We start from the raw sequence: 25,766 nt of genomic DNA, 5'->3' as shown, positions 1-25,766 counted from the left end.
GCCTCGGTACTGGTGGGCTCGCGTATACAACTGTCGCCAGTTCCCCGAGGAACCCAGCCCACTGGTGTCTGTGTGTGATCTCCAGCGGCGTATCGACTCCGGATGAGCTGCTTGTGCTGGTTCGGGGCCGGGCCTTCGACCCCGGGGAGCGGTGATTCAGCGATACGGCTCCGGTGCAGTTTCGCCTCCCAGTGCCGTCCACCCAGTCTCCCGTGTCTTGGAACCAGCTCGGTGGCTCGGAGTTATCCATCTGCCTGTGCACGAAGTTGCCGCGCTCCAGACTCCGGATAACGCTCCGGCGGCCGGGCGCGGCAACCTCGTCGACCCCAGGGCCGAATCGGGCGGGCCCCCAGATCACCAACGGCAGTTCCGTACGCATAGCTTCGTCGTCATGCGGTCTGGCTGAGTGATCCCGTCCGGCCTCGTCGCGTACTGTGAGAGTGAGCCTTTTCCAACCTCACGCTGAGGCGTGGTGGAGGAGGGCTGCCCGGACCATGGTCGTGATGCGAGGCCACCAGGAGTGAGCGCGACCGGGCTGTTGCCGGACATCTCGCGCCCCTTGGCCGGGCGAGGCCACCACAGTCGCCCGGGGTTCGTGGTCACGCAGTCAGGCGCATGGTGCCGCCAGCAACAGGCCTTGCAAGGATGCTTCCTGCACGCATGCTTCTACGGGGGTGGGTTCGTTGGTCTGGTTCGCGGAGAGGTTCCTCTGGGACGGGGAGCGTCCTGAATGGACATGGGATCCGTTGAAGTCCGTGGGGCCCATGCGGTTCGGTCAGAGCAGGGAGGAAGTCTCAGCCGCTCTGGGCGAGCCGATTGATGCATGGGATGTCGAGAAGTACGCGCGTTGGTACCCCTTCTGCGGGGTTGGCATCGACACCTATTACGACCCGGAGACTGGGACGCTGGCCGCAGTAGCTGTCGACGCCTGCCGGGGGCCGCAGGTAAGCATCGGCGGCACTCCTCTGGTTGGCCGACTGCCCTCGGAGCTCGAACCCTGGCTTGAGGAGACTGCGTCGACACTTGAGGATCCGACCCTGCCCGAGTATGTGGACGGTCTGCGCTTCGGGCCCCGCGGGGAGCCGTATCTCCTCAGTTTGGGATTGGTCCTGCGTTGCCAGCAGAACGGTGACCACGCCCGCTGTCGCCCAGTGTTCCTTGCTCCTCAGTGGGCTATGCGAGGCCAGGAATGGATCGAGGACTTGATCCCCGACACGGAGTGGCTGACGTATTGAGCGATGTCCAACCTCATGTTGACGCGTGGTGGAGGACGAGTACGGCCTTCACGACGTCGGTGATTCGGTTGGTGCTGCAGCGGAGCTTGCGTAGGAGGCGCCAGTTCTTGAGGGTGGCCATGGCTTGCTCGCCGAGACAGCGGATCTTGGCGTGGGTGGCGCTGTGGCGATGCTTCCACCGCTTGAGGTGCCGCCCCCTGAACGGTACGCGGACGGGTCCGCCGGCGCCTTGATACGCCTTGTCCGCCCAGCACCGGAGTCCTGCTTCAGTAAGGGCTGCGATGATCCCGTGGTGTCGCGCGGCGGTCAGGTCGTGGGTCGAGCCGGGCAGAGCCGACGAGGCCCAGAGCAGTCGTCCGAACGGATCGGTGAGAACCTGGACGTTCATGCCGTGGCATTTGTGTTTCCCGGAGTAGTAGGGGGTGTCGGCGGCGATGCGGTCGATCGGCAGCACGGTGCCGTCAAGGATCACGTACGCCTTCTTGCGGACGGTCGTCATGGCCTGTTCCAGCGTCGGCGCGAGAGCGGCCAGGCGATCGACGGCCTCGCGTATATAGCGGTAGGCCGTGGCGATCCCGATGCGGAAGCCCGCGGCGAGACGGGCGTAGGTGTCGCCGCAGCGCGGATGGCCCAGGACGAGCAGGGCCTGCCGACCACAGGTCAGGCGCCGCCACCGGGAGCCGATCCGGCGGCGTTGACCTGCGAGAAGGGCGGAGAGATGCCTCAAAGTGACCCGCGGGGTGTTCGCTGACGGAGGTCGACCAAGCGCACGGCCCCCGCTGCCAAGGCGTGATCGACGCCGAGATCGCCGGCATCGCCATGGAGCGCGCAGGGATGGGTCACCCGGCAGGACGGCCGGCCCGCCACCTGAGGCCAAGGCCGGATGGAGTCGGCCGCGGTCGTACATCGTCTCTTCGTAACCGTCCCACGCACTGCCTGCGCTTTGCTGTGCCGATTCAGCCAAGCGATCCCTTTACGTCATCATCCAGTGACTGCAAGGCACGGAACGAGGGAGACGGGTACACAGAGGAGTCGGAACGAGGCCGAGGGTGACCGGGGGCGGAGGAACGTGCTGACGATCAACGTGGGAGTGCTGCTCGCCGTCATCGTGCTGCTGCGGCTGCGCCGGCGCACCGAGGCCCGGAGCCGGAACGACGAGAAGCTGACCGTGATCATCGTGCTCGCGCTCGGCATCGTCATCGCCCCGACCCCACTGGGCCAGGGCATCGGTGACTTCCTGGGCCAGCTCGCCTCCGGCGTCACCGACTCCTCCCGCTGAATCCCGGAGCGCGCCCGATGGCCAACCGCCGCCCACCACCCCGCCGCAGGACCGCAGCACGTCGTCCCGCACGCCGCGGCGCACCGGCGCGCCGTCGCCGCTCGCGCCGGCAGCAGCAGCGCGACACCCAGCTGCTCCTGCTCGGATTCGGTGCCCTCGCGGGCCTCGCGCTGGTGTGGGCGGTGATCTCCTGGCTGCTGGTGAACTGGTGGGCGCTGATCGTCCTCGGAGCACTCGCTACCGTGGGCGGGACGGTCTGGGTCCACCGGTATCGCCAGCAGCGGACATGGGACCGAGTCCGGCAGCAGACCCTGCGCTACGGGCTCCCGCAGCTGGATTCCCTGCACCACCGCGACTTCGAGTACGCGATCCGCGATCTGATGCTCCGCGACGGGTGCACCGACGCCCGCCAGATCGGCGGGGCCGGCGACAACGGCGCCGACGTCCTGGCCACCGACCCCCTCGGCCGCGCCTGGGTCATCCAGTGCAAACACCGCCGCGACGGCGACCGCGGCTCGGCCGTCGGCACCCCCGACCTCCAACGCGTCAACGGCACCGCCCGCCAGCTCTACGGCGCCGACATCGTCCTGGTCGTCACCAACGGCCGCTTCTCCACCCGCTGCCAGCCCCTCGCCACGCAGCTGCGCATGCACCTCGCCGACCGGCGCACCCTCGCCACCTGGGCCAGCGGCGGGCGCCCCTTGTGGGAGCTCCTGCCGAGGATCCCGCCGCCCCGCAAGGGCCGGTAGCCCGCGAGACGGCGTCAGGCGGGCTACCGGCCGATCAGGCCGGCCGCTTCAGCTCACGCTCTTCTCGCGGCAGCTGCCGGAGCCTGGCAGCCGTTCAGCAGGTGCGCCGAAGGCGAGTGGTACACGGACCATGCTCTCCCTGCCGGCGCTGAACTCGCCGCGCCTGGTGGTTTCGAAGGAACCCAGGCGCCGGTAGAACACATGCAGCCGGTCCACGTCCCCACCGAGCTTGCCGCTGGGGCTGAGCGTGATCGGCCGGTGCGTGTCCGGGCACGACGGTTCTACGACCACTGACACTTCGGTTCGCGGGGGAGGGCGTCGGCGGAGAAGCGCGGGGCGGCCGTCGAACGGCTGTCCCGGCTGCTCGCAGCGGGAGAAATCGCGCGTGAGCGGCCCCTGCCCGGCATCCTGGCCCGTCCATCCGGAGCCGAGCGACTCCGGATCATCCAGACCGAACATTTCACCCGCCGCAGCCCCGGCCCAGCTGGCCACCTGACCTGCCGCCGCGGGCAGGACCCCACCGATCGGAGAGAGATGTCCACGACTTCCGCACCCGGCGAACGTCCCGGCGTGGCGATGACCGATGAAGCGTACGGTGCGCTGCGCGCTTCCCACGCCCTGTGGGCCGGCACGTCGGTACTGATCACCGACCAGCACGGCCGGATCCTGGTCCAGCGCGTCGGCTACCGGCCCACCCGTCTGCTGCCCGGCGGCGCGCTGGATCCCGGCGAATCCCCGGCCCAGGGTGCCGCCCGTGAGCTCGAGGAGGAGCTGGGCCTCGCGGTGCCCCTCACCCGCGGGCTGGCCGTCGACTGGGTGTCCCCGGCAGGCCGCAGGACTTCTCCCGAGGCACGGTTCCCCGGTGAACTGCTGCACGTCTTCGACGGCGGCGTCTGGGACGAGGACCGGATCGCGTCCATCCGCCCGGCGCCGGGCGAGATCGAGGGCGTCGACTTCGTCGAACCTGCTGAGCTGCCCGCGCTCATGTCTCCGGACGATGCCCGCCGCGCGCTGTCCGCTCTGCGCGCCCGCGTCAACGGCGCCGGCCCCGCGATCCTTGAGGACGGCCGCCCACTCGCCCCCACCCTGCTCGACCGTGTGAACGCCTTCACCCGTCGTCGTGCCGTCCACCACTGGCCCTGGCAGGACGGGCCCGCTCCGGCAAGGCTCCCCGTCCACCAGAGCTGGGGGTGGCTGTTCGCCCCAGACGTTATGCAAGCAGAATGCGTGTCCATTCCTCTCGTGTCTCAAGCCGAGACCGTGACCGGCATCGTGTACAGGAAGATCACCATCACACGGGCCAAGCCCTTCGAAGCCCTAAGTCAGGAGCACATCGTCTTCCGCGACCCCACCCGCAACTCCCTGTCGGTGGCCTCAAGGGCATCCGAAGTCCTTCTCCTCAGACGTCCTGGCCGGGGCGGCGCCCCAATGAAGCCCCGCCATCTTGAAGTCGCTGGTCATCGGGGTGGCGTGATCGTCTGTGAGCATGCTCGAGCTGGTCGTGGGCGGCAGTCTGTGCTCTTGATCGTAAAGCGGCGTTCAAGGCCGGTCTGTTCGTTTCCAGGTCGCGGGGTCGTACGGGTTCGTAGGCTCGCGGGATGACGGAGATCAACAAGGTCGCCGAACGCGTTGCGGCCCGCCGGGCGGAGCTCGATGAGGAGGAGAAGCTCCTGGCCGAGCGGCTCGATGCGGTCCGTGCTGAGCGCGAGGAACTCGTGGTGGCGATGCGCGTGTGGGAACGGATGCACGCCCAGCTGGACGCCGAGAGACAGGCAGCGACGGTGCAGGTGGGCGGGCGCGGCGTGCTGCTGGTCCCACACCGGGAGGCGGGCGCGGGCGAGGAGGTCCTGTCGCCGGACTACCAGCGGCTCATGATGATCGTGCGGAATGCCGGTGGCCCCATCCGGGTCAAGGACGTCGGCGTCGAGCTTGGCCTCGAGGTCGAGGCGAAGGGCCGAATGGAGCCGCTGCGCGGCAAGTTGAGCGAGCTCGCCGGGCGGGTCTGGCTGCGCAAACTGCCTGACGGACGCTTCCAGATCGCACCGTAGGGACGAGGGCCGCGCCCGTAACCGGCATGCCCCCGGCGGCCGTTGGCTCGACGTGTGCATGAAGAGGATCAGCGAGCCCGCCGGGGACACCGGCTTCCCTGTCTACCAGTGCCGCCTGCCGGTGTCCCGAAGAACCAACGCATACTGGACCGATCTGCTGAGCCGCTACCTGAAGTAGATCGGATCCCGCTGGCGAGCCCTGCCGCCCGGACGGTGCGTGATCATCGTGCTCGCCGTGCTCCGCCACGACCAGCGCATCGCCGACATGGCCGCGGCAACGCCGTCGGCGACACCACCGTGCGCCGCTGGCGCGACGAGCTGATATCCTTGCTCGCCGCCCGCGCACCCCGCCTGGACCGCGCATGCAAGAAGATCGCGAAACGGGGTGGCGAGGTCGTCCTCATCGACGGCACCCTGATCCCCACCGGCGCCGCGAACCGGCCCAACTACTCCGGCAAACACCGCCGTCACGGCCTGCACTTCCTTGCCCTCACGGACGAAAACGGCCACCTGATCTGGATCTCCGCGGCCCGCCCCGGCCGCACCCACGACATCACCGCCGCCCGCCGCGAGCACATCCTCACCCACCTGCGCGCGGCCGGCCTCGGCGCCCTGGCCGACCTCGGCTTCCTTGGCCTCACCGACGACGGCGACGACCCTGTGATCGTCACCGGCTACAAGGCCACCCGCGCCCGCAAGCTCACCCCCGGCGAGAAGCAGGCCAACCGGGTCCTGGCCGCCGCACGCGCTCCCGTCGAACACGGCTTCGCGCACCTGAAGACCTGGCGCATCCTCACCAAACTCCGCACCGATCCCGCTCGCGCCACCGACCTTCTGCGCGCTCTCCTGGTGCTCTCGAACCTCGAGCTCTCACGCTGACAGATGATCAGTCATATTCGGCGCGGCACGGCTCCGTCCTGCCAGCGGTAGAGGTCGCGCAGCAGGGAAATCTCGGCGCCGTGATGGATCAGCTCCCTGTTGACGTGCAGGACCCGGTTCTCCATGGGAAACCGCTCGGGACCCACCGTGGGCGGATTGTCCAGGTCAGCGTCCGAGAGCTCGCGGACCCCCGCGTTCCATCTCCCATACATCTCATCGAGCTGTTTTAGCGCCTCGTCAGCGGTCCCCGCGTAGGCGAATGCCTGGGACTCGAGGTCCTTGCCGCCGAAGTGCCATCCGACCCGATAGCCCAGGCAGGAGACGATGATGTGCGCCAGCCGCCAGGCAATCGTGGTCACCGGCGCAGGCACCGGGGCAGGGGACGCGAAGTCCATCGTCCATCCCCCCGAACCTTCCGACATCGGTGCGGCCGACGTGCCACGTGGGCGGATGCTCCAGCAGCCGCGCACCGGCTCCCAGAAGTACTCCTCGTCGGTAAGACCCTCCAACCGTGGCCGCAGGTTCTTGCTCCAGTACCAGTCCAACTGGTCAGCGAGTCGCACGCTTCTTTTCATTTCCGCACATTACATACAACGGAGACCTGGCTGCGCCCCTCGCGGACGCCGTCGCCGGCCGTGGGCAGCGAGACGTACCGCACCGGGAGATGATGCTGGGGCCTGATGTGCCCTTCGGGCCGCGCCGCCGCGAGCGGCTCAGCCTCGACCGATGACATGACGGATTATCAAGTCCGCGGACTCCCGCCCGAGATCAGCATGGAGCGCCACTCCAGAGCTTCCGACCTGCATGTTCGAGGACGGCGAAGACTCAATAGACGACCACCTGCCCCAGCCGCCCCCGGGCAGGTCCTGGTGCCCCGCGCATGAGGCGCCCATCGCTCCATAGACAGCTGGACTCGCTTGCTGTGACCGCCTACCGGCATGCGGGTGCTCCAGTTGATCAACTGTGCAGCGCCCTGGCCGAGCACCATCCCAGCGACGGCCACGATGACATGTCCGTCCTCATCCTGCGCACCCCTGCGAGTACAGACGAGTCCCCATCCAGCGATCAAAGCGACTGCGTGGCGCCAGAGTGGGAAACAGGGTATGGCGGGCGGCCACGGGAGATGGACGCGCAGTGCGCGTCGGGTCGGTGCGCACGTCCCACGCATGAGTGGATGCCCTGATGCCTGGCTCCGTGGCGCGGCAGGCTGATGCATCTTGGCTGTCCGACGGACGGTGAAACTGTCCGGGCCGTCGGGCTGGCGAGGTGGCTTCCCGTCCGGGGTCGAGATGTTCGGCGCTGCGCTCAGAGGGTGCAGCCCCGATGTCCGCCGGGGATGACCGCGCCCTGCCTGGCATCTGCTGAGGCTTCAGCGCCTGGAAATCACATCAGTATCTCGGCATCAAGTATCTTGATACCGAGATACTTGATGTGGGGTCCTGAATCGGACTCGACGACCGAAGTTCGAGAGGGATGTTCCGTACATGGCGAAAATCAAGGTGACTGGGCCGGTTGTTGAGCTTGACGGTGACGAGATGACCCGCATCATCTGGTCGTTCATCAGGGACAAGCTGATCCTTCCGTACCTTGATGTCGAGCTGAAGTACTTCGACCTGAGCATCGAGCACCGTGACGCTACCGACGACCAGGTGACGGTCGACGCGGCGAACGCCATCAAGGAGTACGGCGTCGGCGTGAAGTGCGCGACGATCACTCCGGACGAGGCGCGGGTTGAGGAGTTCGGCCTCAAGGCGATGTACCGCTCACCGAACGGAACGCTCCGTAACATCCTGGGGGGTGTGATCTTCCGTGAACCGATCATCATGGACAACGTGCCGCGCCTGGTACCGGGCTGGACCAAGCCGATCGTCATAGGCCGCCACGCCTTCGGCGACCAGTACCGCGCCACCGATCTGAAGGTCCCGGGTCCGGGCACGCTGACCATGACCTTCACCCCGAGGGATGGCTCCGAGCCGATCGAACTTGAGGTCCACGAGTTCCCGGATGCCGGCGTGGCGATGTCGATGTACAACCACGACGACTCGATCCGGGACTTCGCCCGTGCCTCGTTCCGCTACGGCCTGGCCCGCGAGTACCCCGTGTACCTGTCGACGAAGAACACGATTCTCAAGAAGTACGACGGCCGCTTCAAGGACATCTTTCAGGAGGTCTTCGACGCCGAGTTCAAGGACGCCTTCGATGCCAGGGGCCTCACCTACGAGCACCGCCTGATCGACGACATGGTCGCCTCGGCTCTCAAGTGGGAGGGCGGGTACGTCTGGGCCTGCAAGAACTATGACGGCGACGTGCAGTCCGACATCGTGGCGCAGGGTTTCGGCTCGCTGGGCCTGATGACCTCCGTCCTCATGTCGCCTGACGGCAAAACCATCGAGGCCGAGGCTGCTCACGGCACGGTCACCCGCCACTACCGCCAGCACCAGCAGGGCAAGGCGACCTCGACCAACCCGATCGCGTCGATCTTCGCCTGGACCCGTGGCCTGGCGCACCGCGGCAAGCTGGACGGCACCCCCGGGGTGACCCGGTTCGCCGAGACCCTGGAGCGGGTCTGCATCGAGACCGTCGAGAGCGGCATGATGACGAAGGACCTGGCGCTGCTCATCTCCAAGGACGCCCCGTGGCTGACCACGGAGCAGTTCCTGGACGCGCTCGACAGCAATCTGCAGAAGAAGACCGCGGCCTGAGTCCCACGTACGATGGCGGCCCGTTTCCCCCGTGGGGATGCGGGCCGCTTGTGCCCCACCGGCCGCCCCTGGGCCCGTGACGAGCACTGCGTCATCGCTTTCGCGGACCGGCTGAGCCGCCGTGACACCACGGCCAGCTTGCCGCTGTGCGCGCCGAGCATCCGACGGGAGGACGCTAAGCCCGGAAGGATCTAGGCTCGCGGCCACTCGGGCACGCTACAATTGAAGAATTCTTCAATTGGTTAGTTTCATATGTGCCCAAGTGGCGCAGGCTGCGGAGGTCGGGGTGGGCGAGTTCGCAGGGGCGGTACGGGAGCGGCTGCGGGCGGCGCGGGCTGATGTTGAGACTGCGCACCGCAGCGAGGACGCTTTCGAGGTGGCTGTGGCATGCGACGTGCTGGAGGACGTGCAGAGGGTCGCGCGCGAGCACGGGGTGGGGCTGCGCTGTGAAGTGAGTAGCGGGGGGCCGCGGTGAGCGGGGCGCAGGTTCCGCTGTACCAGGCGAAGGCCGAGTTCTTCCGGATGCTGGGGCACCCGGTGCGGATCCGTGTGCTGGAACTGTTGCAGGAGGGCCCGATGCCGGTGCGGGATCTGCTGGCTGCGATCGAGATCGAGCCGTCGAGCCTTTCCCAGCAGCTCGCGGTGCTGCGTCGTTCGGGCATCGTGACCGCGACCCGCGGTGGCTCGACCGTGGTCTACGAGCTGGCCGGCGGGGATGTCACGGAGTTGATGGGGGCCGCGCGGCGGATTTTGACGGTGCTGCTCGCCGGTCAGCAGGACCTGTTGGCGCAGCTGCACGCCAGCGGTGCCAAGGAAGGTGCGTCGTGAGCTGGGGTGGTCCCGAACAGGGGCGGGCAGGAGTGCGTGCCCTTCCGAACGTGCAACGCCATGCGATATCGGTGCCCCTGGTTCCGGGATCCGTGCGCGCGGTGCGTATCAGCACCGCGGAGGCTATCGCCTCGTTCGGAGTGAACCCCGGGTCCGCGCTTGTGGACGCCGCGTTGCTGGTGGTGAGCGAACTCGTCTTCAACGCCGTGCGCCACGCAGCCGAAGGCTGCACGGAGGCTGAGGTCACCGTGACGGTGGCGGCTGGGCAGCTGGTGATCGGGGTGGGCGATCAGGATCCGCACATGATCGATCTGGAGGGCGGCCCGCGTGGCGGGGGGCTGCAGACGGTGGCTGAGCTGGCGTCCGAGTACGCCGGTGACGTCAGCGTCGGGCCCGCTGCGAAAGGGCGGGGCAAGACGGTTCTGGTCCGCTTCCAGCTCCCTGGCGCAGGGTGAGCGGCGAGATGAGGGATACCGCGGCGCGTTTTGAGATCACCTACCTGAACGCGGACGACGGTCATGTCACCCACACCGCGGACGCGGTCGAGGTGCGAAGGCTAGTCGAGTGGGCCGGCCGGCACGGAGTGAAAGTGCGCGTCCGTCCCTGCAACAGCGTGGCCGCCGCCGATCACGAGACCGGCCCGATACCAGTACCGCGCCACAGCCAGACGAGTGAAAGGAGAAGTACCGTGAGTAACGAGTCCCAGGGGACCCCGCCGAGCGAAGAAGGCGGCGGCGGAAGCGAGGAGTGGAAGGAGAAGGGGGTCGCGCTGCGTGCCCTCTTCTACATCGGCGGAACGCACGTCTTCGCCGGCTTCATCTGGCTCCTGTTCTACCTGGGTGAGCATGCACACAAGTGAACTGAACGGCCCCTGACGCGGGACGGGCTGCGGCTCAGCACCCACAAGGAATTCGTCGGCCTTTCGCACAGTTTCGATGACGTGCTTGCAGACGTGCGCTACGTAGGACTCAACTGGGGCGACCCCCACCGGGCTACATCCGTGATCACGTGACACGTCGGCGAGCCCGACACCTGGGACACCGGGGTATCCGGCACGGCGATGATGGTGAGAGGGACCACAGCCTCGCGGCAGCGCGGCGCCCGCAAGCAGGCGCATCATCAGCACCCGGTTCATGGTGCTCCGGCAGGTGCGGGCACTCGGTGATCCGGTCACCGCCCCGGACAGGGATGGCCGAGGCCCCTCGCCGCGAGTCCGGTAGATTTACGGGCATGCCCGACGTCGCTCCCTCATCACCCGCTGAAGCCTTCGCCGCTCTGTTGGAGGGGAACGCCCGCTTCGTTCACTGTGAGCGCCTTCACCCCAACCAGGATGCCGATCGCCGTTCGGAGTACGCGCGGCAGCGTCCGTTCGCGGTGCTCTTCGGTTGCTCGGATTCCAGGCTGGCCGCCGAGATCATTTTCGATCGCGGCCTGGGCGACCTGTTCGTGGTGCGCACCGCCGGCCACGTCGCGGGGGCCGAGGTACTGGGCAGTATCGAGTACGGCGTCCACGTTCTCGGCGCACCGCTGGTAGTGGTCCTTGGACATGACTCCTGTGGCGCCGTCACCGCGGCCTCGGAAGCCGAGCGCGACGGTATCGCTCCGGCAGGTTACCTGGGCGACGTGGTCGAGCGCGTGATGCCCAGCGTGCTCGCGGCACGGGCGGCTGGCTCCACCGAAATCGATCAGTTCGTGGACGCACACATCCAGCGCACCGTCGACGGGCTGGTGCAACGCTCGGTGCTGCTGGCTACCGAGGTGGCCGCGGGCCGGTGCGCGGTCGTGGGTCTCTCATACCGACTGGCCGAGGGAACCGCCAACCTCGTCGCCAGCCACGGGCTCCTGGACCCAAGCCTCGGCCGGTAACCGTTTAGAGCCCACACATAGAACGCTTATGACCGACTGGGCGGTGACACAGTCATGATCCGTCATCTACGCGCCGACTGTGACCGATTCGCTCACCGCGCTGCCCGGGATTCTCACGGCTGCTGTGGCCACCCAGAGCCTGCGGGTGGGCATCGACGTCCTGGCAGCCGTGGCCCAGCTGCTGGCCACCATCTCTGCGGATGCGCCGCTGCCCGCGCCGGATCCAGCTCTGACCGACAGCATCGACTGGGTCGCTCGCCAGGCCATTCGCCATTCGCCACCTGCGAGGCTCTTAACCGCGAACTGTCCTCGTGCGTGGCCGGATCGTTTCACCGTGGGTCAGGGGACGACGATGACGGGCCGGCGCGGGTGTACGGTCAGGCGGCTGCCGACACAGCCGAAGAGCCTTGCGGCGATGCCGCGGCTGGCGCCGACGACGATGGCGTCTGCTGCGTAGTGTCTGCCGATCTCGTCGAGTTCGAGGCAGACGTCGCCGCTCGCATGAATGGTGGCCCGCGGGCTCTGCGACATTTCTCCACTGTGGGTCAGCGCGGCAGTGAGGACGTCGTTTCCGATGTCGGGCATATCTGGGGCCATCAGTGCTTCACCACCGTGCCACCAGTCAGCGAGCGGCCACGTGTGGGAGACGTGGACGATTATCAGGCCCGCCCCCGTTCGCCCGGCCATGCCGCAGGCGTACGCGAGGGCGCGTTCGCTGGTGGGGGATCCGGTGTATCCCACGACGACGCCGTGCCGGAAGCACGGGTCGTGCCCGTCAGGCCGCGCCGTGCCGGGGGCTGGTGTCGCACCGGGCTGGTGCGGGGGGTGTTCGCCGCTGGGGTGTATATGCGGGGGCCACTGGTTCATAGGTCGTTTCCGGCGTAGGAGAGATTGAAGCTCTTGTTGGCCAGCGGGAAGTCGGGGACGATCGTGTCGCCCAGCGCGACGGGCAGGGCCGGCCAGTTGAAGAAGGACGGGTCGACGGGCTTGACGCGGCGCAGAGTGCCGTCGGGTGCGAGTTCGATGCGCGTGGTGATGGTGCCGCGCCAGCCCTCGACGATGCCGACACCGGACCCTGTGGTGGTGGGGTTGGGTGGGGGCGTGCCTGCGGTGGTGCTCAAGGGGGCCAGGCCATCGGCGAAGTGGGCGATGAGGCAAAGGGAGGCGTCGATCTCCTCGGTTCGCAGGAGAAACCGGGCCAGGACGTCGCCGCTGGTGTGGACGGGGATGGTGAGCGCTGGACCGTAGTCGAGGAGTGGGTGGGTGACGCGGGCGTCGGCGGGCAGGCCGCTGGCGCGGGCCACGTACCCGAGACATCCCAAATCTTGGGCGGCCTGGGTGCTGAGCTGTGCGGTGCCGGTGAATCGGTCGTGGACGGTGCTGTGGCCCAGGGCGAGAGCGGTGATCTCGCGGATGTCTTCGCCGATGGCTTTCATTCGTGCCGGGTCCGGTACCGAGCGCAGTTGGGCGCCGCCGATGACGACGCCGTCGCGCAGCAGTCGGTGTCCGGTGGTCTCGTGGTTGAGGCGCAGCAGCTGTTCGCGGATGCGCAGGGCGTGGGTGTTGAGGATGGAGTGGCCGACGTCGTTGCACAGGGCGCCGATGTCGGTGATGTGGTTGTGGAGGCGTTCGAGTTCCAGCAGCAGGGCCCGGGCGCGCCGTGCGGGGGCCGGGACGTGGATGCCGGTGGCTTCTTCGACGGCGAGGCAGTAGGCGAGGGCGTGTCCGACCGCGGTGTCGCCGCTGATGCGTTCCGCGAGCGGCAGGCCGCGCTCGACGGTGCGGCCTTGGAAGAGCTTCTCGATGCCCTTGTGGACGAACCAGAGGCGGGCTTTGAGTTTGATGATGGTTTCGCCGACGACGGAGAAGCGGAAGTGTCCGGGTTCGATCATTCCGGCGTGGACCGGTCCGACCGGGATCTCGTAGACGCCTGCGCCCTGCACTTCCAGGAAGGGGTAGGGGCCTTCTGGTTCGGTGAAGGGCGGTGGGGGTCCGGCGTCGGGGCGCATCGGGTACCAGTTGCGGGGCCAGTGGAAGTGGCGGACCAGGCGGCGGGGCATGGGGTGGTCGAGGGGGGTGATGCCGTGCAGGTCTGCCATTTCGCGTTCGAACCGGCCGCCGGGGAAGGACAGATGAGCGATGGTGGGCAGCTGGGGGGTGTCCGGATCGAGGCGGACGTGGAGTTCGGTGCGGGTGTCGGGTGGCCCGGATGCGAAGAGGTAGACCACGCGGACGGCCCGACCGCCCGGCGTGCCGGCGTCGTCGTGGTGGGCGGCGACCAGTGCGAGCCGCTGGCCGTCGTCGAGGAGTTCCTTGGCGCGGTCGGGCAGGTCGGCGGCGCTGATCACGGTCTGGGTGCGGTGGGGTGGCTGGGGGTGCATGGGGTCAGTGCCCTCCGAGGATCGCGGCGGCGTCGGCCAGGAGTCGGGTGAGCGGGCCGGTGGTGATGCCCAGGGCCGCGCACGCGAGCAGGCCGATGGCCAGCGGGATGCCGGCGGCGGCGCCGAGCCGGACCGGGACGGCGGGGGTGCCGGGTGCGGCGGGGGCGGGGCCCAGGAGCATGCGGGCGGTGCGGGCGGACAGGGCGGCGAACGCGGCCAGGACCAGGACCAGGGCGATGGCGGTGGGCCAGCCCATTCCGGCGGCGAATCCGGCGCGGGCGATGCCCAGTTCGGAGGCGAAGAGGCTGAAGGGGGGCAGGGCGAGCAGGGCCAGGGTCGCCAGGGCGAAGAGGGCGCCGAGGCCGGGGGCACGGGCGAGCAGGCCACGTACGCGGCCGATGCGGGTGGTGCGCTGCAGGTGCAGGATGTGGCCGGAGGAGGTGAAGGCCACGGTTTTGGCCAGTCCGTGGCCGGCGATGTGCAGCAGGACCGCGGCGATGGCCAGGGGGCTGCCGATGGCGCCGCCGAGGGCGATCAGGGCCATGTGTTCCATGCTGGAGTAGGCGAGCATGCGTTTGTAGTCGCGTTGGCCGAGCAGTAGGGCGGCGGCCAGGGCCAGGGTGAGGAGGGCGGTACCGGTCAGCAGGGTGCGGGTGAAAGCTGGGCCCAGCGCCGCGTCGGCGATCACCTTGTAGCGCAGGATGGCGGTGAAGGAGACCGCCAGGAGGACCCCGGACATCAGGGCGGAGACGGGGGCGGGGGCCTGGCTGTGGGCGTCGGGCAGCCAGGCGTGCAGGGGGACGAGTCCGGCTTTGGCGCCGAAGCCGAGGATGATCAGGGCGATGCCGAGCCGGGTGACGTCCGGGTCGAGGCGGTCCGCCCGGGACACCAGGGTGGGCCAGTCCAGCGCCCATGCCTCTGGGATGCCGGCCTGCCGGGCGGCGTAGTAGATCAGTACGGTGCCCAGGAACGCCAGGGCGATTCCTGCCGAGCAGATCACGACATACTTCCAGGCCGCCTCGACCGAGGCGCGGGTGCGGCGGTGTCCTACCAGGAACGCGGTGACGATCGTGGTGGCCTCGATGGCGACCCACAGCACCCCGAGGTTTGCGGCCAGGACGGCTGCGCACATGGCGGCCAGGAAGCCGTGGACCAGGGCGTTGTACTGCCGGGCGGCGCCTGGATCGCCGTGCCCGGAGGCATGCTCGTGTGCGAGGTAGGCGGGGCTGGACGCGCAGGCGAGGGCGGCAACCGCGCCGACGACCAGCAGCATCCACGCTGTCACCGCGTCGGCGCGCAGCAGGGAGCCGGGGATGGTGAGCGGTCCATCGCCCGGGATGCTGGTGGCCAGCACGCTTCCGCAGGCCAGGATCGTGGCTGGAGAGAGGAGTCCGGCCCATGCGGTAAGGCTGCGCCGGCGGGCGCCCGCGTAGAGGCACGCAGTGGCCAGCGGTACGGCGATCGGGGCGGTCAGCAGGGCGGTGGTGGTGGCGGGGGTCATCAGTCGCGCAGCTCCCGCAGGTCGTCGATGTCGGTGCGGCCGAAGGCCGCCCGCATCCGGGTGGTGAGGATGTGCAGGACCAGCACGGCGAGCAGGACGTCGAAGGAAACGCCGAGTTCGACGATCAAGGGCACCCCGGAGGCGGCCAGGAAGGCCACGGCGGTGATGCCGTTGTCCAGCAGCAGGAAGCCGACGACCTGGGACAGGGCACGGCGCCGGGTGACCAGGATGAAGAAGCCGATGAGGACCACGGCCAGTCCCACCGGCAGCGCCTGGGTCGCGGGGGACGGGTCGAGGGCGACCAGGGGGCGGGAGACCGCATAGGCGAGCAGGGTCAGGGCCGCCGCGGTCAGCATGGAGGCCGCGACATTGACCAGGGGCTGGGTCTCGCGGATCTCGCCGCTGGCTGCCAGTGCCCGACGCATCAGGTAGGGCAAGACCCCGGCGCGCAGGACACCGATGCCGGCCGCGACGGCCAGCAGGTCCCACCGTTGTTCGTGCACGCCCAGCAGGGTGGCGATGGCCAGGAGGGCCACGCCCTGGAGCGCGAAGACCCGCACGATCGAGGCGAGGTCGCGGCGCCAGAGCACCACGACCGCCGCCAGGAGGAACGCTCCGCAGGCCAGGTCCAGCAATTGGGTGTAGAGGCTGTCGCTCACTGTTGTCCTCACTCGCCGCTCAGGAAGAACGAGGCGGCCACCGCGAGCAGCGCGAGCAGGAAGGACCCCGCCAGTAGTTCGGGCACCCTGAACAGCCGCAGCTTGGCCCAGAACACCTCGGCTGCGGCGAGGACAGCTCCCAGCACGGCGACCTTGACGGCGAACAGCGCCAGGGCCAGTGCCACCGCCGCCCACGTGGTTGTGGTGGCGATGCCCCAGGGGGCGAACAGTGAGGCCAGCAGCCCCAGCAGCACCGTCAGCCGCATCTGGGCACCGAGTTCGACGAGCGCGAGGTCGGGCCCTGCGTATTCCAGCACCATCGCCTCGTGAATCATCGTCAGTTCCAGGTGCGTGGACGGATTGTCGACCGGCAGCCGTCCGGTCTCCGCCAGGATGGCCACGGCCAGTGCCGCGGTGGCCAGCAGACCGACCGGGGAGGCCAGGCGTCCCGGTTCGTGGATGGCGCCGGAGACGATGGCGGGCAGGTTGGTGGACCCGGCCGGTATCGACAGGGCGAAGACGGAGAGCAGGATCGTCGGCTCGACCAGGGCGGCGACTGTCATCTCCCGCGATGCCCCCATCCCTCCGAACGCGGTGCCGGTGTCCAGGCCGGCCAGCGCCAGTGACACGGTGCCCAGCGCGAGCAGGGCGACCACGACGATCAGGTCGGCGCGGTCGCTGAGCGGGGTGTCGGTGGAAGCCAGCGGCACTAGGGCGGCCACCACGGCCGTGGTCGCGACCAGGAGCAGCGGCGCGATGCGGAAGGCCGGGCCGGTACCGAGCGGGGTGATGGGTTCCTTGCGCAGGAGCTTGCGCAGGTCCCGCCACGGCTGTCCCACCCCGCTGCCGGCCCGGCCCTCCAACCGGGCACGCACCTGCCGCATCAGCCCCGCCAGCAGCGGAGCCCCCACCGCCACCAAACCGACCTGGGCGATCACGGTCACCACACCAGTGCCGGTCACTGCATCACCGCCAAGACCACCAGCACCGCCACCAGTGCGAAGAACCCGTAGCCGAGATACAGGTGGACGCTGCCGCCGGCCAGCCGGCGGGCGGATGCGCCCACGGCGGTCAGGGTAGCGAGTACAGGACGGTAGAGCCGGTGCTCGATCCGGTCGGGAACCTGGCGCTGGAAGCGCACCCGTTCCACCAGGTAGGCGGATTCACGCACGTGCGTCACGTTCACGTCCTGTTCGGGGGCCAGTACGTCGTCGAAGACACGCTGCAGGGGTTCGGCGAAGGAGGTCGCGGTGTAGGCCATGCGCGGGGTCGGCGCGCCGCCGCCGCAGTCCCACAATTTGGCGTTGGTACGGCGCTTGCGGTGCGCGGCCAGGCGGATCAGCCCCGCTGCCGCCATCAGAGCAAGGACCAGGGCGGCCGCGATCCACAGTGGCCACAGCGCCGCGGAAGCCTGAGAGATCCGGACCTGCAGTCCCCCGCCGGACACGGGCTGGGCGCCGTCGATTCCGGCGGCGGACGTCGCCCGTGACAGGCCGGGAGCCAGCGCTCCGGGGACCAGGGCCAGGGCTGCGCAAGCGGCACCCAGCAGGCCCATGCCGGCCAGCATGCTCGGCGGGCTCTCCTGTGCCCTGGCCGCCTGCGGGCTGCGTGGGCGGGCGAAGAATCCGACGCCGAGGGCCTTGACGAAGACGGCGGCGGCCAGCCCCGCGGACAGGGCGATCACCGCGACTGCCAGCGGCAGCAGGATCGCGGTGGACACGCCCGGCACGCTCAACCCGTGGATCAGGGACTGCAGCAGCATCCACTCGCTGATGAATCCGTTGCCGGGCGGCAGTGCCACCGCCCCCAGAGCCGCTACCGCGAAGAAGCCCGCTGTCACCGGCATACGGGCCCGCAGGCCGCCCAGCCTGTCCAGGTCGCGTAGCCCCGTAGCGTGCAACACGGATCCGGCCACGCAGAACAGCAGCGCCTTGAACGCGGAGTGGTTGACCACATGCAGCAGGGCGGCAGCCAGCGCGAGTCCGGCCAGCGCCTGGTTTCCGGCCGCGTGAAACATGCCCGCCGCCCCCACGCCGATCAGCACCAGGCCCAGATTCTCCGACGTCGAATACGCCAGCAGCCGCTTGAGATCTGACGCCATTGCCGCCTGCAAGATCCCGTAGACCGCCGAGACAGCTCCGGTGGCCAGAACCAGCCACCACCACCAGCGAGGACCACCGCCCAGCAGGTCGAGCCCGATCCGGACGATTCCGTACACACCCAGGTTCACCATCGCCGCACTCATGAGGGCCGAGACGTGGCTGGGCGCTTCCGGGTGGGCCCGCGGCAGCCAGGCGTGCAGCGGCACCATGCCCGCCTTCGAGGCGAAAGCAAGCCCGGCCAGGACGAACACGCCGTCCCGGGCGGCCGGTGACATCGCGCCCGCACCGGCGCGCAGCGCGGCGAAGGTCTCCCCTCCGGCGCCGGCGGCGAACCACATCAGACCCACCAGCAGCAGTACCAGGCCCATATGGGTCATCACCGCATACCAGAGCCCGGCTTCGCGTACGGAGGACCGCTGCCGGTGCTCGGCCACCACCAGCACCAGCGAGGTCAGCGCCATCAGCTCCCACAGCACCAGGAACGTGGACAACGAGCCCGCCGCCGGCACCAGGATGAGGGTCAGGGCGAAGACGGGCAGCACCGCCTGCACAGCGCGCGAGGACAGAGCGTGCCCGGTGGCGTAACCGATGCCGTAGACGGCGACCGCTAGCACGACCGCACCCGCCACCGCCATGAACAGCCCCGACAGGGCGTCCACCGCCAGGTGCACACCGGCCAGCGGCAGCAGATCAGGCAGATCCGCCGACCACCGCTCACCCTTAAGCGCGGCCGCTCCCGCCACCAGCCCCGCCGCGCCGAGCCCGGCCGTGCACCCGCCCACCACAGCAGGCCGGGCCCGTTGCGGCACCCACGTCCCGGCGGCCACCGCAACACCTGCGGCACCCGATGCGACGGCCAGCGCGGGCCCGACCATGCTCACCTGCCGGTCACGGTGCGCAGCGCCGCCACGATCTTCTCCGGCCCCGGCGGACATCCGGGCACCGACACATCCACGGGCACCACGTCGCTGACCGCGCCCTCAATGCCGTAACCCCCGGCGAATTCCCCGCAGTTCATCGCACAGTCGCCCACCGCCACCACCAGTCCAGGCTGGGGCATCGCCGCGACGGTGCGTCGCAGCGGCTCGGCCATGTTGCGTGTCACCGGCCCGGTGACCAGAGCGAGGTCCGCATGCCGGGGCGAGGCCACCAGACGCGCCCCGTACCGCTCTGCGTCATAGACCGGTCCGAACGCCGCTCCGATCTCGATCTCGCACCCGTTGCAGGAGCCCGCGTCCACATGGCGCACCTGCACCGAGCCGCCCAGCGCCCGTGCCGCCGGGAGCGGCTCCTCGGCCGGGCGGGGCGGGGCGGGCTCCGCCACGCGGCCGGTTCCGCGGATCTTGCGCAACAGGTTCATCGGCATGCCCTTCCTGTTTAGCGTTATCCCGCACGGCCCTGGCGTGGGCACTGGCGGGTGCGGGCTACGACGCGTCGGTGTCCGTGCCGCTGTCCGGCGAGGTGGCCTGAAGGTCAGCCAGCAGCTCGGCCTGCTCCGCCAATATCCGGGACAGGATCGTCCGGGCCACCGACATCAACTGCGCCACCTCAGGGCTGGCCAGTGCGTAGTAAACGGTCGCACCCTCCTTGCGGGTTACGGCCAGATTCGCCCGTCGCAGTACCGCGAGCTGCTGGGACAGGTGCGCCGGCTCCACGCCCACGTGCGGCAGCATCTCGGCGACGGCGTATTCGCGATCACTCAGCAGCTCCAGCACCCGGACCCGGACCGGGTGGCCCATGGTCCTGAAGAGCTCGGCCTTCAACTGGTAGAGCGTCACACTCACGCTTGCCTCCCGTCGGCGCCTTGAGCCGCTAGCGCGATCAACTGACTTGCCGCAGCGGGCCTCCGCATGCCCGCGCCGCACGCCAACTTCCCGCAATACAACGAACTCAGTAATTGCAAACATTAGCAACTATGAGGGTGCGGGGAGAGGAAATTGCGTGTGCCAGTTGGGGCGAACCCCTGTTCCCGCCGGGGCTGCAGGCGGTGCGGAAGCCCACCTGCAGCCGAGCTGGAGTCGCCCAGCGGGAGTCCGTGCAGCGTCGGTGGCAGCCGGTACCGGTCCCGGCTGGGGCCTGGGGTCTCCGGGCGCACGGGCAAAAACCGGATCGGAGCCCTCAGGGCAGGGTCACTCTTGCGTGGCCTGTGATGCCGTGTCGAGGAGTGTCTGCAGCCGTGCGGCGGTGAGGATGCCTACGGCGAAGCCGTCCTCATCGACGACGGGCAGGACCGTCAGAGACCGTTCGCGCATGGCGGCGGCGGCCTGAGAGGCGGGCATGCCGGGGCGGGCGAACGGGCTGTGGTCGTGCGCGATGTCACGGACGCGGGTGTTCTCGGCATACCAGGGTTTTTCCCCGTGAGCGGCGAGCTGGTCGCGGGTGACGATGCCGGCGCACCTGCCGGTGTCGTCACGGATCAGGACGTACTGGTTATGGGATCCGCGCAGAACGTCGAGCGCCCTGTCGATGCTGGTGTGGTCACTGACTTGCAGGTCCGGCGCGATCATGGCGTCGGCGGCGGTAGGGCTCGTCGGAGGAGTGATCGTCGGCTCCAGGGGCTGGGGGCACGCGGCGTCAAGCCGAGCGCGCACGGGAGGGTGCGCCGGCGGAGGGCGCTGCGGCCCGAAGGTCTTCGAGGAGTTCGGCCTGGCCGGCCAGGACACCGCTGAGGATGCTGCGGGCCACCGTCAACAACTCGGCGACCTCGGGTGTGGTGAGGCGGTAGAAGACCGCCGAGCCTTCCTTGCGGTTGGCGACCAGATTCGCGCGGCGCAGGATGGCCAGCTGCTGGGAGAGGTGCGCGGCCTCGATACCCACCTCGGGAAGCAACTCGGCGACGGCATGCTCCCGCTGGCTGAGCAGCTCGAGCACGCGGATGCGCACCGGGTGGCCCAGGGTTTTGAAGAAGTCGGCCTTGAGCTGGTACAGAGGTGTACTCATGGCCGCCGCCTCCACGGGCTTGGGGACCGGTGCCGACGGTACGTGGCACCCGGCTGGTACGGGGTATCCGGCAGGGACGCTCACCCGGTCAGGTGCACCTTCCGCCTGCCGCGGACAAGAGATGATCGGTTTCCGACTTTATCAATTCACATCGCTCCCCTCACCCCGCTCCCTTCCTCCGGGCGGGAAGCTTCCGCCGGACCTTGCACCGCGGAGGCCAGGTGGGCCACCGCGGAGGCAACGTCCGGGTAGATCCGGATCAACGCCTTGTTCGCAGCGAGGAGTGGAGCGGGGCGCTCACGCAGACCGCACACGGCCAGCGAATTCCCGGCCGCTCGCATCACGGCGGCCTCGCCCTCCCCGCTCCAGCCGAGCAGGCCGGACATGTCGAGCACGAGCGGGCCCTTGCAACGGGAGCGCACCCAGTCCACCGCCCCCTCGAAGCGGTGTGCATCCTGACGGCCCAGGTAACCGAACAGCTGCAGCACCCCTACGCCGTCGCGCTCCGTCGAATCCCAGTGCATGCTCACCACCGTCCCAGCCGGTGCCAGGCCCGCACCGGCCCGGCCCGGTGCAGCTTGCGGCGGGGGCCGGACCGTACAAGGCGGGTGCCCCCGCATCGTGAGCAGCGCCCTTGGCCGTCAAGTGCGGAGGGGCGGCACAGCAGCCCGCACGCCGGGCAGAGCAGGACCGGGGCCCTCTCCCCGCGAATCGGTGTGATGCGCATTGCTCCTCCTAGTGAATCCATTAATTGCCAATCTTAGCAACTGATAACGTATGCAGCTAGTGGTTGCCCCGGAGGACGGCGCCGGGGCAACCGCATTGCGCCCCAGGGCGGTGTCACGAAGTGGCGCATTTTGCATACGTGTTGCACCCGAAGAGCGTGGGTGCGCGAGCAGGGCACGGGAGGCGATTGATGGGCGAGCCGGAGCTGCGCCGTCGGGCGGCGCAGTTGCGCCGGGGCCGCGTGGTGGCTGACGAGCAGGGGGACGCGTGGGCGGTGGCCCTGCATACCGTGGCTCTGGAGGACGTCGAACGCCTGGGACGCGAGCGGGGTATCGATCTGACCGACGAGGCGGACCCGAGTGCGGGGGTGCACGGGTGACGAGCCGATCCCATTCGGACGCGGACCCGATCCCGGTGACCCGGCCTTTGCTCCACCCTGTCGCGCTCGGACCCGACGAAGGGCTGCCCCTGCTCGACATCCTGACCGCGGGGCGCCTGATCCACCATGAGGCGGGACTGCCCGCGGTGCGTGTCCTGCGCCACTGCCGCGATTTCGGGTACCTCGTCGTACGCGTCCAGCTCCCTGTCCCGCCCGCGGTGTTCCGGTGCCCCGGCCGCCTCACGTATCAGACCGAATGGGTGGATCCGCAGGACCACACGGGCTGGACGGTGACGGTCAGCGGCCCGGCACAGCGCATCACCAACGGCTACCAGCAGGCCCGCTATCGCCTGATGCTGCACGCCGGGCCGCAGAACTCATATGAACACCTCCTGCGGATCCGCCCGGACAACGTCACCGGATACCGCCTCACCCGCGCCCCGGCATGAGCAGCGCAGCCCACCAGCCCGAATAACCCGGATAAGGAGCCAGGCCCGTATGCCGCACAGCAGCAGCAATCCTCATATTCCCTCGCCGGGCAGACCCTGCCCGGCCTTCAGCCTCACCGCTCATGTGCAGCCTGCCGCGGCTACCGCGGTGGCGGCGCTCATCGCCTCCGTCGCCGGGGCCGCCATGACCGAGACGGACCACGACCCCGGTGTCGGCCTCGACCGGATCAGCGCCGACACCGACGGGCCTGTGACTCTGCTGCGGCTGCGCACCCTGTTGCGGAATCGTCTCGGCACTGCCCTGATCCACCTGGGCGATCCCACCCTGGACGCTGCCGCAACGGGCAAAATCACCCAACGGCTGTGCGTGCCCGTCGGCACCCCTCGCGAGAGGGCGCTTCTGGACACCGAAGCCGACCACCGCGTCATCCAGCATCTGCTCCTCAATCCCGGCAGCGTCGACTCCTACACCGGCCGGCGCCGCCGCATCGCACTGCTCTCCAACGCTTCCGCCGTCGCCGACCTCGGTCCCCTGCCCGCCGCTGTGGTCCTGCCGGCCCTGGAGTCCGCCGCTGTCCACCTGCGCAGGACCACTGGCCTGGACATCTATCCCCTGCCGATCACGGCCGACACACCCGAGGACTTTGCTGCCACGGCCGCCGCGCTGGCTCCCGGCTTCGCGGCATTGTGTCTGTCGCACACGCACCCCGCCTACGTCGGCGCGGTCCGCGCCGCCTTGGAGCCCACCGGCACCCCGGTCGTGGACGCCACCGGCCACGCCCACGCGGTCGCCGTTACCGCTGCTGCACTCAACGCTCTGGACCACAAGGCGATCCCCGCCTACGAGGCGCGTGTGATCCTCACCGGCGCCCATCGCGGCGGGGACCTGGCCGGTCTGCTCCTGGCTGCCGGCATCAGGACCCTGACCCCGCATCAAACCGGGGCGCCTCTGGTGGACCCGGCCGGCCCCGCCGACCTCCTGATCGACCTGACCGGCGTCCCCGCCCCCCGGGACGGAACACCCGTGCTGCGCGCCTGTCCTCAGGACCTGCCCCCGCTGCGTGCAACGACCCGTCGCGCTCACCCCCTCCATGCTCTGCCGGCTCTGCTGTCCACCGCGGCACGCACCCGGCGGCTCACCCCGCACAGTCTCCTGAGAGCTGCCTTCGCACTGGCTGAGCTGGCCGGGCCGGGCCAGCTGCTGCCCGCCGTCGACGAACCCGGGCTCACCCAGGCCCTGGCGACCGCCCTCACCCGCGACTCCGCACACCCCACCGATGCCTGAATCCTGACCCGCGGGACGCCACCGCCACGTCCGAAGCCCCTCTGCGTGCTACGAGACGCGGACACCCGCGTATGTCAGGGCCTCCGGGTGAGGACGGCCACCGTCGCCGGCACTGTCCGAGCACGCCCAGCCCACGGCCGGTGCGGAACGCGGCAGGCCAGAGCACGCCAATGCAACGGTGCCGCGCCGACCGCCCGCCCGCCGGAGCCCAAAGGTCCGGCCCTCCGCAATTTCGCAGCCTTGAGGTGACGCACATGCAGGTAAACCAGTCCAGTAAGCTCGCAGGAGTCTGCTACGACATCCGCGGACCGGTACTCGACGAGGCGACACGCCTGGAAAACGAAGGCCACAGCATCCTGAAGCTCCACACCGGCAACCCGGCCGCATTCGACTTCGAGGCACCGGCGGAGATCCTGCGGGAGATCACCGGCAACCTGGCCGGCGCGCACGGCTACGGTGACGCCAAGGGACTGCTCCCAGCCCGTCAAGCCATCACGGACTATTACCTGCAGCGCGGTGTGACCGGCCTGACAGCCGAAGACATCTACCTGGGCAACGGAGCCTCCGAGCTGATCCAGATGTCCATGCAGGCGCTGCTCGACAGCGGCGACGAAGTGCTGATCCCCGCACCCGACTACCCCCTGTGGACAGCATCGGTCTCGCTGGCCGGCGGCACGGCCGTGCACTACCGCTGCGACGAGCAGGCCGACTGGTTCCCGGACCTCGCCGACATCGAAGCCAAGATCACCCCTCGTACCCGGGCCCTCGTCCTGATCAACCCGAACAACCCCACCGGCGCCGTCTACTCCGCCGAACTGCTGCACGGCCTCATGGAGATCGCACGCCGCCACCAGCTGATCGTCTGCTCGGACGAGATCTACGACAAAATTCTGTACGACGACTTGGTCCACACCTGCACCGCGTCCCTCGCCCCCGACCTGCTGTGTCTGACGTTCAACGGCCTGTCCAAGGCATACCGGGTAGCCGGATACCGATCCGGCTGGATGGCCGTCTCCGGCCCGAAAGCCCACGCCACCAGCTACATCGAGGGCCTCAACATCCTCGCCAACATGCGCCTGTGCGCCAGCATGCCCGCGCAATACGCCATCGCCGCCGCCCTCAGCGGCCCGCAGTCGATCAACGATCTGCTCCTGCCCGGCGGGCGGCTGACCGAACAGCGCGACACCGCCTGGAAGCTGCTCAACGACATCCCCGGTGTCTCATGCGTCAAGCCCCAAGGCGCGCTGTACGCGTTTCCGCGACTCGACCCGAAGGTCTACAAGATCAACGACGACGCGCAGATGGTGCTCGACCTGCTCAGAGCCCAGCACATCCTCATCGTCCAAGGCACCGGATTCAACTGGCCCGAACCCGATCACTTCCGCCTCGTCACCCTCCCCCGCACCGAAGAACTCACCGACGCGATCACCCGTATCGGGACCTTCCTCGACGGATACAGCCAGCACTGACCCGTGGGCCCGCCCGCGGCCGACACCGGAGATCGGCAATTGCTTAATTGTGCAATTCGCTACATGATGTTGTGGTCATGCCCGCGCTGTGCGGGCGGGCATGACACCTAATCCGTCGCACACACGAGGGCAGAAGACCCGGAACCACAGTCGGCATGCGCCGGGGCCCCCGGAGACCGCAGCACAGTAGGTGTATCGCGCCTGCCCATCACGGTCGATGACGTAAAGGAGGACGGACCCCGAACCGGCACACTGGGCTGCGCCGGGTGGGTGCGGAGTGTGCATAGCC

29 protein-coding genes are annotated in these 25,766 nt (G+C 69.1%); 15 read left to right on the top strand and 14 right to left on the bottom strand.

The window, feature by feature from the left end:
- Positions 1-683: 683 nt before the first annotated feature.
- Positions 684-1,235, top strand: a complete 552-nt coding sequence (locus B9S64_RS30695; RefSeq protein ID WP_258037923.1) for a hypothetical protein — start codon at positions 684-686, stop codon at positions 1,233-1,235.
- A gap of 13 nt (positions 1,236-1,248) precedes the next feature.
- Here the strand turns inward: B9S64_RS30695 and B9S64_RS30690 are convergent, their stop codons facing one another.
- Complete coding sequence (locus B9S64_RS30690) at positions 1,249-1,962, bottom strand: transposase family protein (protein ID WP_103492156.1); 714 nt, start codon at positions 1,960-1,962, stop codon at positions 1,249-1,251.
- 342 nt (positions 1,963-2,304) lie between these two features.
- On the opposite strand from B9S64_RS30690, the gene B9S64_RS30685 reads away from it, so the two are divergent.
- Both B9S64_RS30685 and B9S64_RS30680 read left to right on the top strand, forming a co-directional pair.
- Positions 2,305-2,514, top strand: coding sequence for a hypothetical protein (locus B9S64_RS30685; RefSeq protein ID WP_037881202.1), 210 nt, complete (start codon positions 2,305-2,307; stop codon positions 2,512-2,514).
- A 17-nt stretch (positions 2,515-2,531) separates the two neighbouring features.
- Positions 2,532-3,263, top strand: a complete 732-nt coding sequence (locus B9S64_RS30680; RefSeq protein WP_181012349.1) for a restriction endonuclease — start codon at positions 2,532-2,534, stop codon at positions 3,261-3,263.
- Positions 3,264-3,311: 48 nt separating this feature from the next.
- On the opposite strand, the gene B9S64_RS34250 is transcribed toward B9S64_RS30680, so the two are convergent.
- Positions 3,312-3,755, bottom strand: a complete 444-nt coding sequence (locus tag B9S64_RS34250) for a hypothetical protein (RefSeq protein WP_146060138.1) — start codon at positions 3,753-3,755, stop codon at positions 3,312-3,314.
- An 84-nt stretch (positions 3,756-3,839) separates the two neighbouring features.
- Between B9S64_RS34250 and B9S64_RS30670 the strand changes: the two genes are divergently transcribed.
- The 3 genes from B9S64_RS30670 (at position 3,840) to B9S64_RS30660 (ending at position 6,190) form a co-directional block, all read left to right on the top strand.
- The gene (locus B9S64_RS30670; protein ID WP_258037926.1) at positions 3,840-4,865 is read left to right on the top strand and encodes an NUDIX hydrolase; all 1,026 of its coding nucleotides are present in this window, start codon (positions 3,840-3,842) and stop codon (positions 4,863-4,865) included.
- The gene (locus tag B9S64_RS34685; RefSeq protein WP_181012348.1) at positions 4,862-5,311 is read left to right on the top strand and encodes a hypothetical protein; all 450 of its coding nucleotides are present in this window, start codon (positions 4,862-4,864) and stop codon (positions 5,309-5,311) included. The genes B9S64_RS30670 and B9S64_RS34685 overlap by 4 nt, the downstream gene beginning before the upstream one ends.
- Before the next feature lie 297 nt (positions 5,312-5,608).
- On the top strand, positions 5,609-6,190 hold the full coding sequence (locus B9S64_RS30660; protein ID WP_258037922.1) for a transposase family protein: 582 nt from the start codon (positions 5,609-5,611) through the stop codon (positions 6,188-6,190).
- Positions 6,191-6,201: 11 nt separating this feature from the next.
- Here the strand turns inward: B9S64_RS30660 and B9S64_RS30655 are convergent, their stop codons facing one another.
- Positions 6,202-6,765, bottom strand: a complete 564-nt coding sequence (locus B9S64_RS30655) for a DinB family protein (protein ID WP_103492153.1) — start codon at positions 6,763-6,765, stop codon at positions 6,202-6,204.
- 909 nt (positions 6,766-7,674) lie between these two features.
- On the opposite strand from B9S64_RS30655, the gene B9S64_RS30645 reads away from it, so the two are divergent.
- The 5 genes from B9S64_RS30645 to B9S64_RS30625 all read left to right on the top strand — a co-directional run bounded on the left by B9S64_RS30645 (position 7,675) and on the right by B9S64_RS30625 (position 11,586).
- Entirely contained in the window at positions 7,675-8,892 is a 1,218-nt protein-coding gene (locus B9S64_RS30645; RefSeq protein WP_103492151.1) for an NADP-dependent isocitrate dehydrogenase, read from the top strand.
- Positions 8,893-9,363: 471 nt separating this feature from the next.
- On the top strand, positions 9,364-9,720 hold the full coding sequence (locus B9S64_RS30635; protein ID WP_308460764.1) for a metalloregulator ArsR/SmtB family transcription factor: 357 nt from the start codon (positions 9,364-9,366) through the stop codon (positions 9,718-9,720).
- On the top strand, positions 9,717-10,175 hold the full coding sequence (locus tag B9S64_RS30630; RefSeq protein ID WP_308460763.1) for an ATP-binding protein: 459 nt from the start codon (positions 9,717-9,719) through the stop codon (positions 10,173-10,175). The genes B9S64_RS30635 and B9S64_RS30630 overlap by 4 nt, the downstream gene beginning before the upstream one ends.
- Before the next feature lie 233 nt (positions 10,176-10,408).
- Positions 10,409-10,579, top strand: coding sequence for a DUF6126 family protein (locus B9S64_RS34680; RefSeq protein ID WP_181012347.1), 171 nt, complete (start codon positions 10,409-10,411; stop codon positions 10,577-10,579).
- A 371-nt stretch (positions 10,580-10,950) separates the two neighbouring features.
- Positions 10,951-11,586 carry a carbonic anhydrase gene (locus B9S64_RS30625; RefSeq protein WP_103492185.1) on the top strand — a complete coding sequence of 212 codons (636 nt, stop codon included), beginning with the start codon at positions 10,951-10,953 and terminating at the stop codon, positions 11,584-11,586.
- 339 nt (positions 11,587-11,925) lie between these two features.
- Here the strand turns inward: B9S64_RS30625 and B9S64_RS30620 are convergent, their stop codons facing one another.
- The 11 genes from B9S64_RS30620 to B9S64_RS30570 form a co-directional block, all read right to left on the bottom strand.
- Positions 11,926-12,327 (bottom strand): universal stress protein, encoded by a 402-nt coding sequence (locus B9S64_RS30620; protein ID WP_258037921.1) that lies wholly within the window; start codon positions 12,325-12,327, stop codon positions 11,926-11,928.
- Between the two features lie 122 nt (positions 12,328-12,449).
- Entirely contained in the window at positions 12,450-13,967 is a 1,518-nt protein-coding gene (locus B9S64_RS30615) for an NADH-quinone oxidoreductase subunit C (RefSeq protein WP_103492148.1), read from the bottom strand.
- A gap of 4 nt (positions 13,968-13,971) precedes the next feature.
- Positions 13,972-15,468 (bottom strand): proton-conducting transporter membrane subunit, encoded by a 1,497-nt coding sequence (locus tag B9S64_RS30610; protein WP_103492147.1) that lies wholly within the window; start codon positions 15,466-15,468, stop codon positions 13,972-13,974.
- A complete protein-coding gene (locus B9S64_RS30605; protein ID WP_103492146.1) occupies positions 15,468-16,127 on the bottom strand; it encodes a hypothetical protein in 660 nt (219 codons plus the stop codon). Before B9S64_RS30605 ends, B9S64_RS30610 begins: the two co-directional genes overlap by 1 nt.
- 8 nt (positions 16,128-16,135) lie before the next feature.
- Positions 16,136-17,089, bottom strand: a complete 954-nt coding sequence (locus B9S64_RS30600; protein ID WP_181012346.1) for a respiratory chain complex I subunit 1 family protein — start codon at positions 17,087-17,089, stop codon at positions 16,136-16,138.
- Positions 17,086-19,056, bottom strand: coding sequence for a proton-conducting transporter membrane subunit (locus B9S64_RS30595; RefSeq protein ID WP_258037920.1), 1,971 nt, complete (start codon positions 19,054-19,056; stop codon positions 17,086-17,088). The genes B9S64_RS30600 and B9S64_RS30595 overlap by 4 nt, the downstream gene beginning before the upstream one ends.
- Positions 19,057-19,106: 50 nt before the next feature.
- On the bottom strand, positions 19,107-19,595 hold the full coding sequence (locus B9S64_RS30590; protein WP_258037919.1) for an NADH-quinone oxidoreductase subunit B family protein: 489 nt from the start codon (positions 19,593-19,595) through the stop codon (positions 19,107-19,109).
- A gap of 58 nt (positions 19,596-19,653) precedes the next feature.
- On the bottom strand, positions 19,654-20,013 hold the full coding sequence (locus B9S64_RS30585) for a metalloregulator ArsR/SmtB family transcription factor (protein ID WP_103492144.1): 360 nt from the start codon (positions 20,011-20,013) through the stop codon (positions 19,654-19,656).
- Positions 20,014-20,358: 345 nt separating this feature from the next.
- The gene (locus B9S64_RS30580; RefSeq protein ID WP_103492143.1) at positions 20,359-20,736 is read right to left on the bottom strand and encodes a CBS domain-containing protein; all 378 of its coding nucleotides are present in this window, start codon (positions 20,734-20,736) and stop codon (positions 20,359-20,361) included.
- A gap of 67 nt (positions 20,737-20,803) precedes the next feature.
- A complete protein-coding gene (locus B9S64_RS30575; protein WP_103492142.1) occupies positions 20,804-21,169 on the bottom strand; it encodes a metalloregulator ArsR/SmtB family transcription factor in 366 nt (121 codons plus the stop codon).
- Positions 21,170-21,315: 146 nt separating this feature from the next.
- Positions 21,316-21,693 carry an STAS domain-containing protein gene (locus tag B9S64_RS30570; RefSeq protein ID WP_258037918.1) on the bottom strand — a complete coding sequence of 126 codons (378 nt, stop codon included), beginning with the start codon at positions 21,691-21,693 and terminating at the stop codon, positions 21,316-21,318.
- 392 nt (positions 21,694-22,085) lie between these two features.
- On the opposite strand from B9S64_RS30570, the gene B9S64_RS30560 reads away from it, so the two are divergent.
- The 4 genes from B9S64_RS30560 (at position 22,086) to B9S64_RS30545 (ending at position 25,477) form a co-directional block, all read left to right on the top strand.
- A complete protein-coding gene (locus B9S64_RS30560; RefSeq protein ID WP_103492139.1) occupies positions 22,086-22,274 on the top strand; it encodes a hypothetical protein in 189 nt (62 codons plus the stop codon).
- Entirely contained in the window at positions 22,271-22,723 is a 453-nt protein-coding gene (locus B9S64_RS30555) for a pyridoxamine 5'-phosphate oxidase family protein (protein ID WP_146060136.1), read from the top strand. Before B9S64_RS30560 ends, B9S64_RS30555 begins: the two co-directional genes overlap by 4 nt.
- A gap of 49 nt (positions 22,724-22,772) precedes the next feature.
- Positions 22,773-24,008 (top strand): malic enzyme-like protein, encoded by a 1,236-nt coding sequence (locus B9S64_RS30550; RefSeq protein ID WP_146060135.1) that lies wholly within the window; start codon positions 22,773-22,775, stop codon positions 24,006-24,008.
- Positions 24,009-24,262: 254 nt separating this feature from the next.
- Entirely contained in the window at positions 24,263-25,477 is a 1,215-nt protein-coding gene (locus B9S64_RS30545; RefSeq protein WP_103492136.1) for a pyridoxal phosphate-dependent aminotransferase, read from the top strand.
- Positions 25,478-25,766 lie beyond the last annotated feature (289 nt).

It is taken from the genome of Streptomyces sp. SM18 (genome assembly GCF_002910775.2).
GTDB lineage: Bacteria > Actinomycetota > Actinomycetes > Streptomycetales > Streptomycetaceae > Streptomyces > Streptomyces halstedii.
This window is presented reverse-complemented; position numbering and strand designations above follow the sequence as displayed.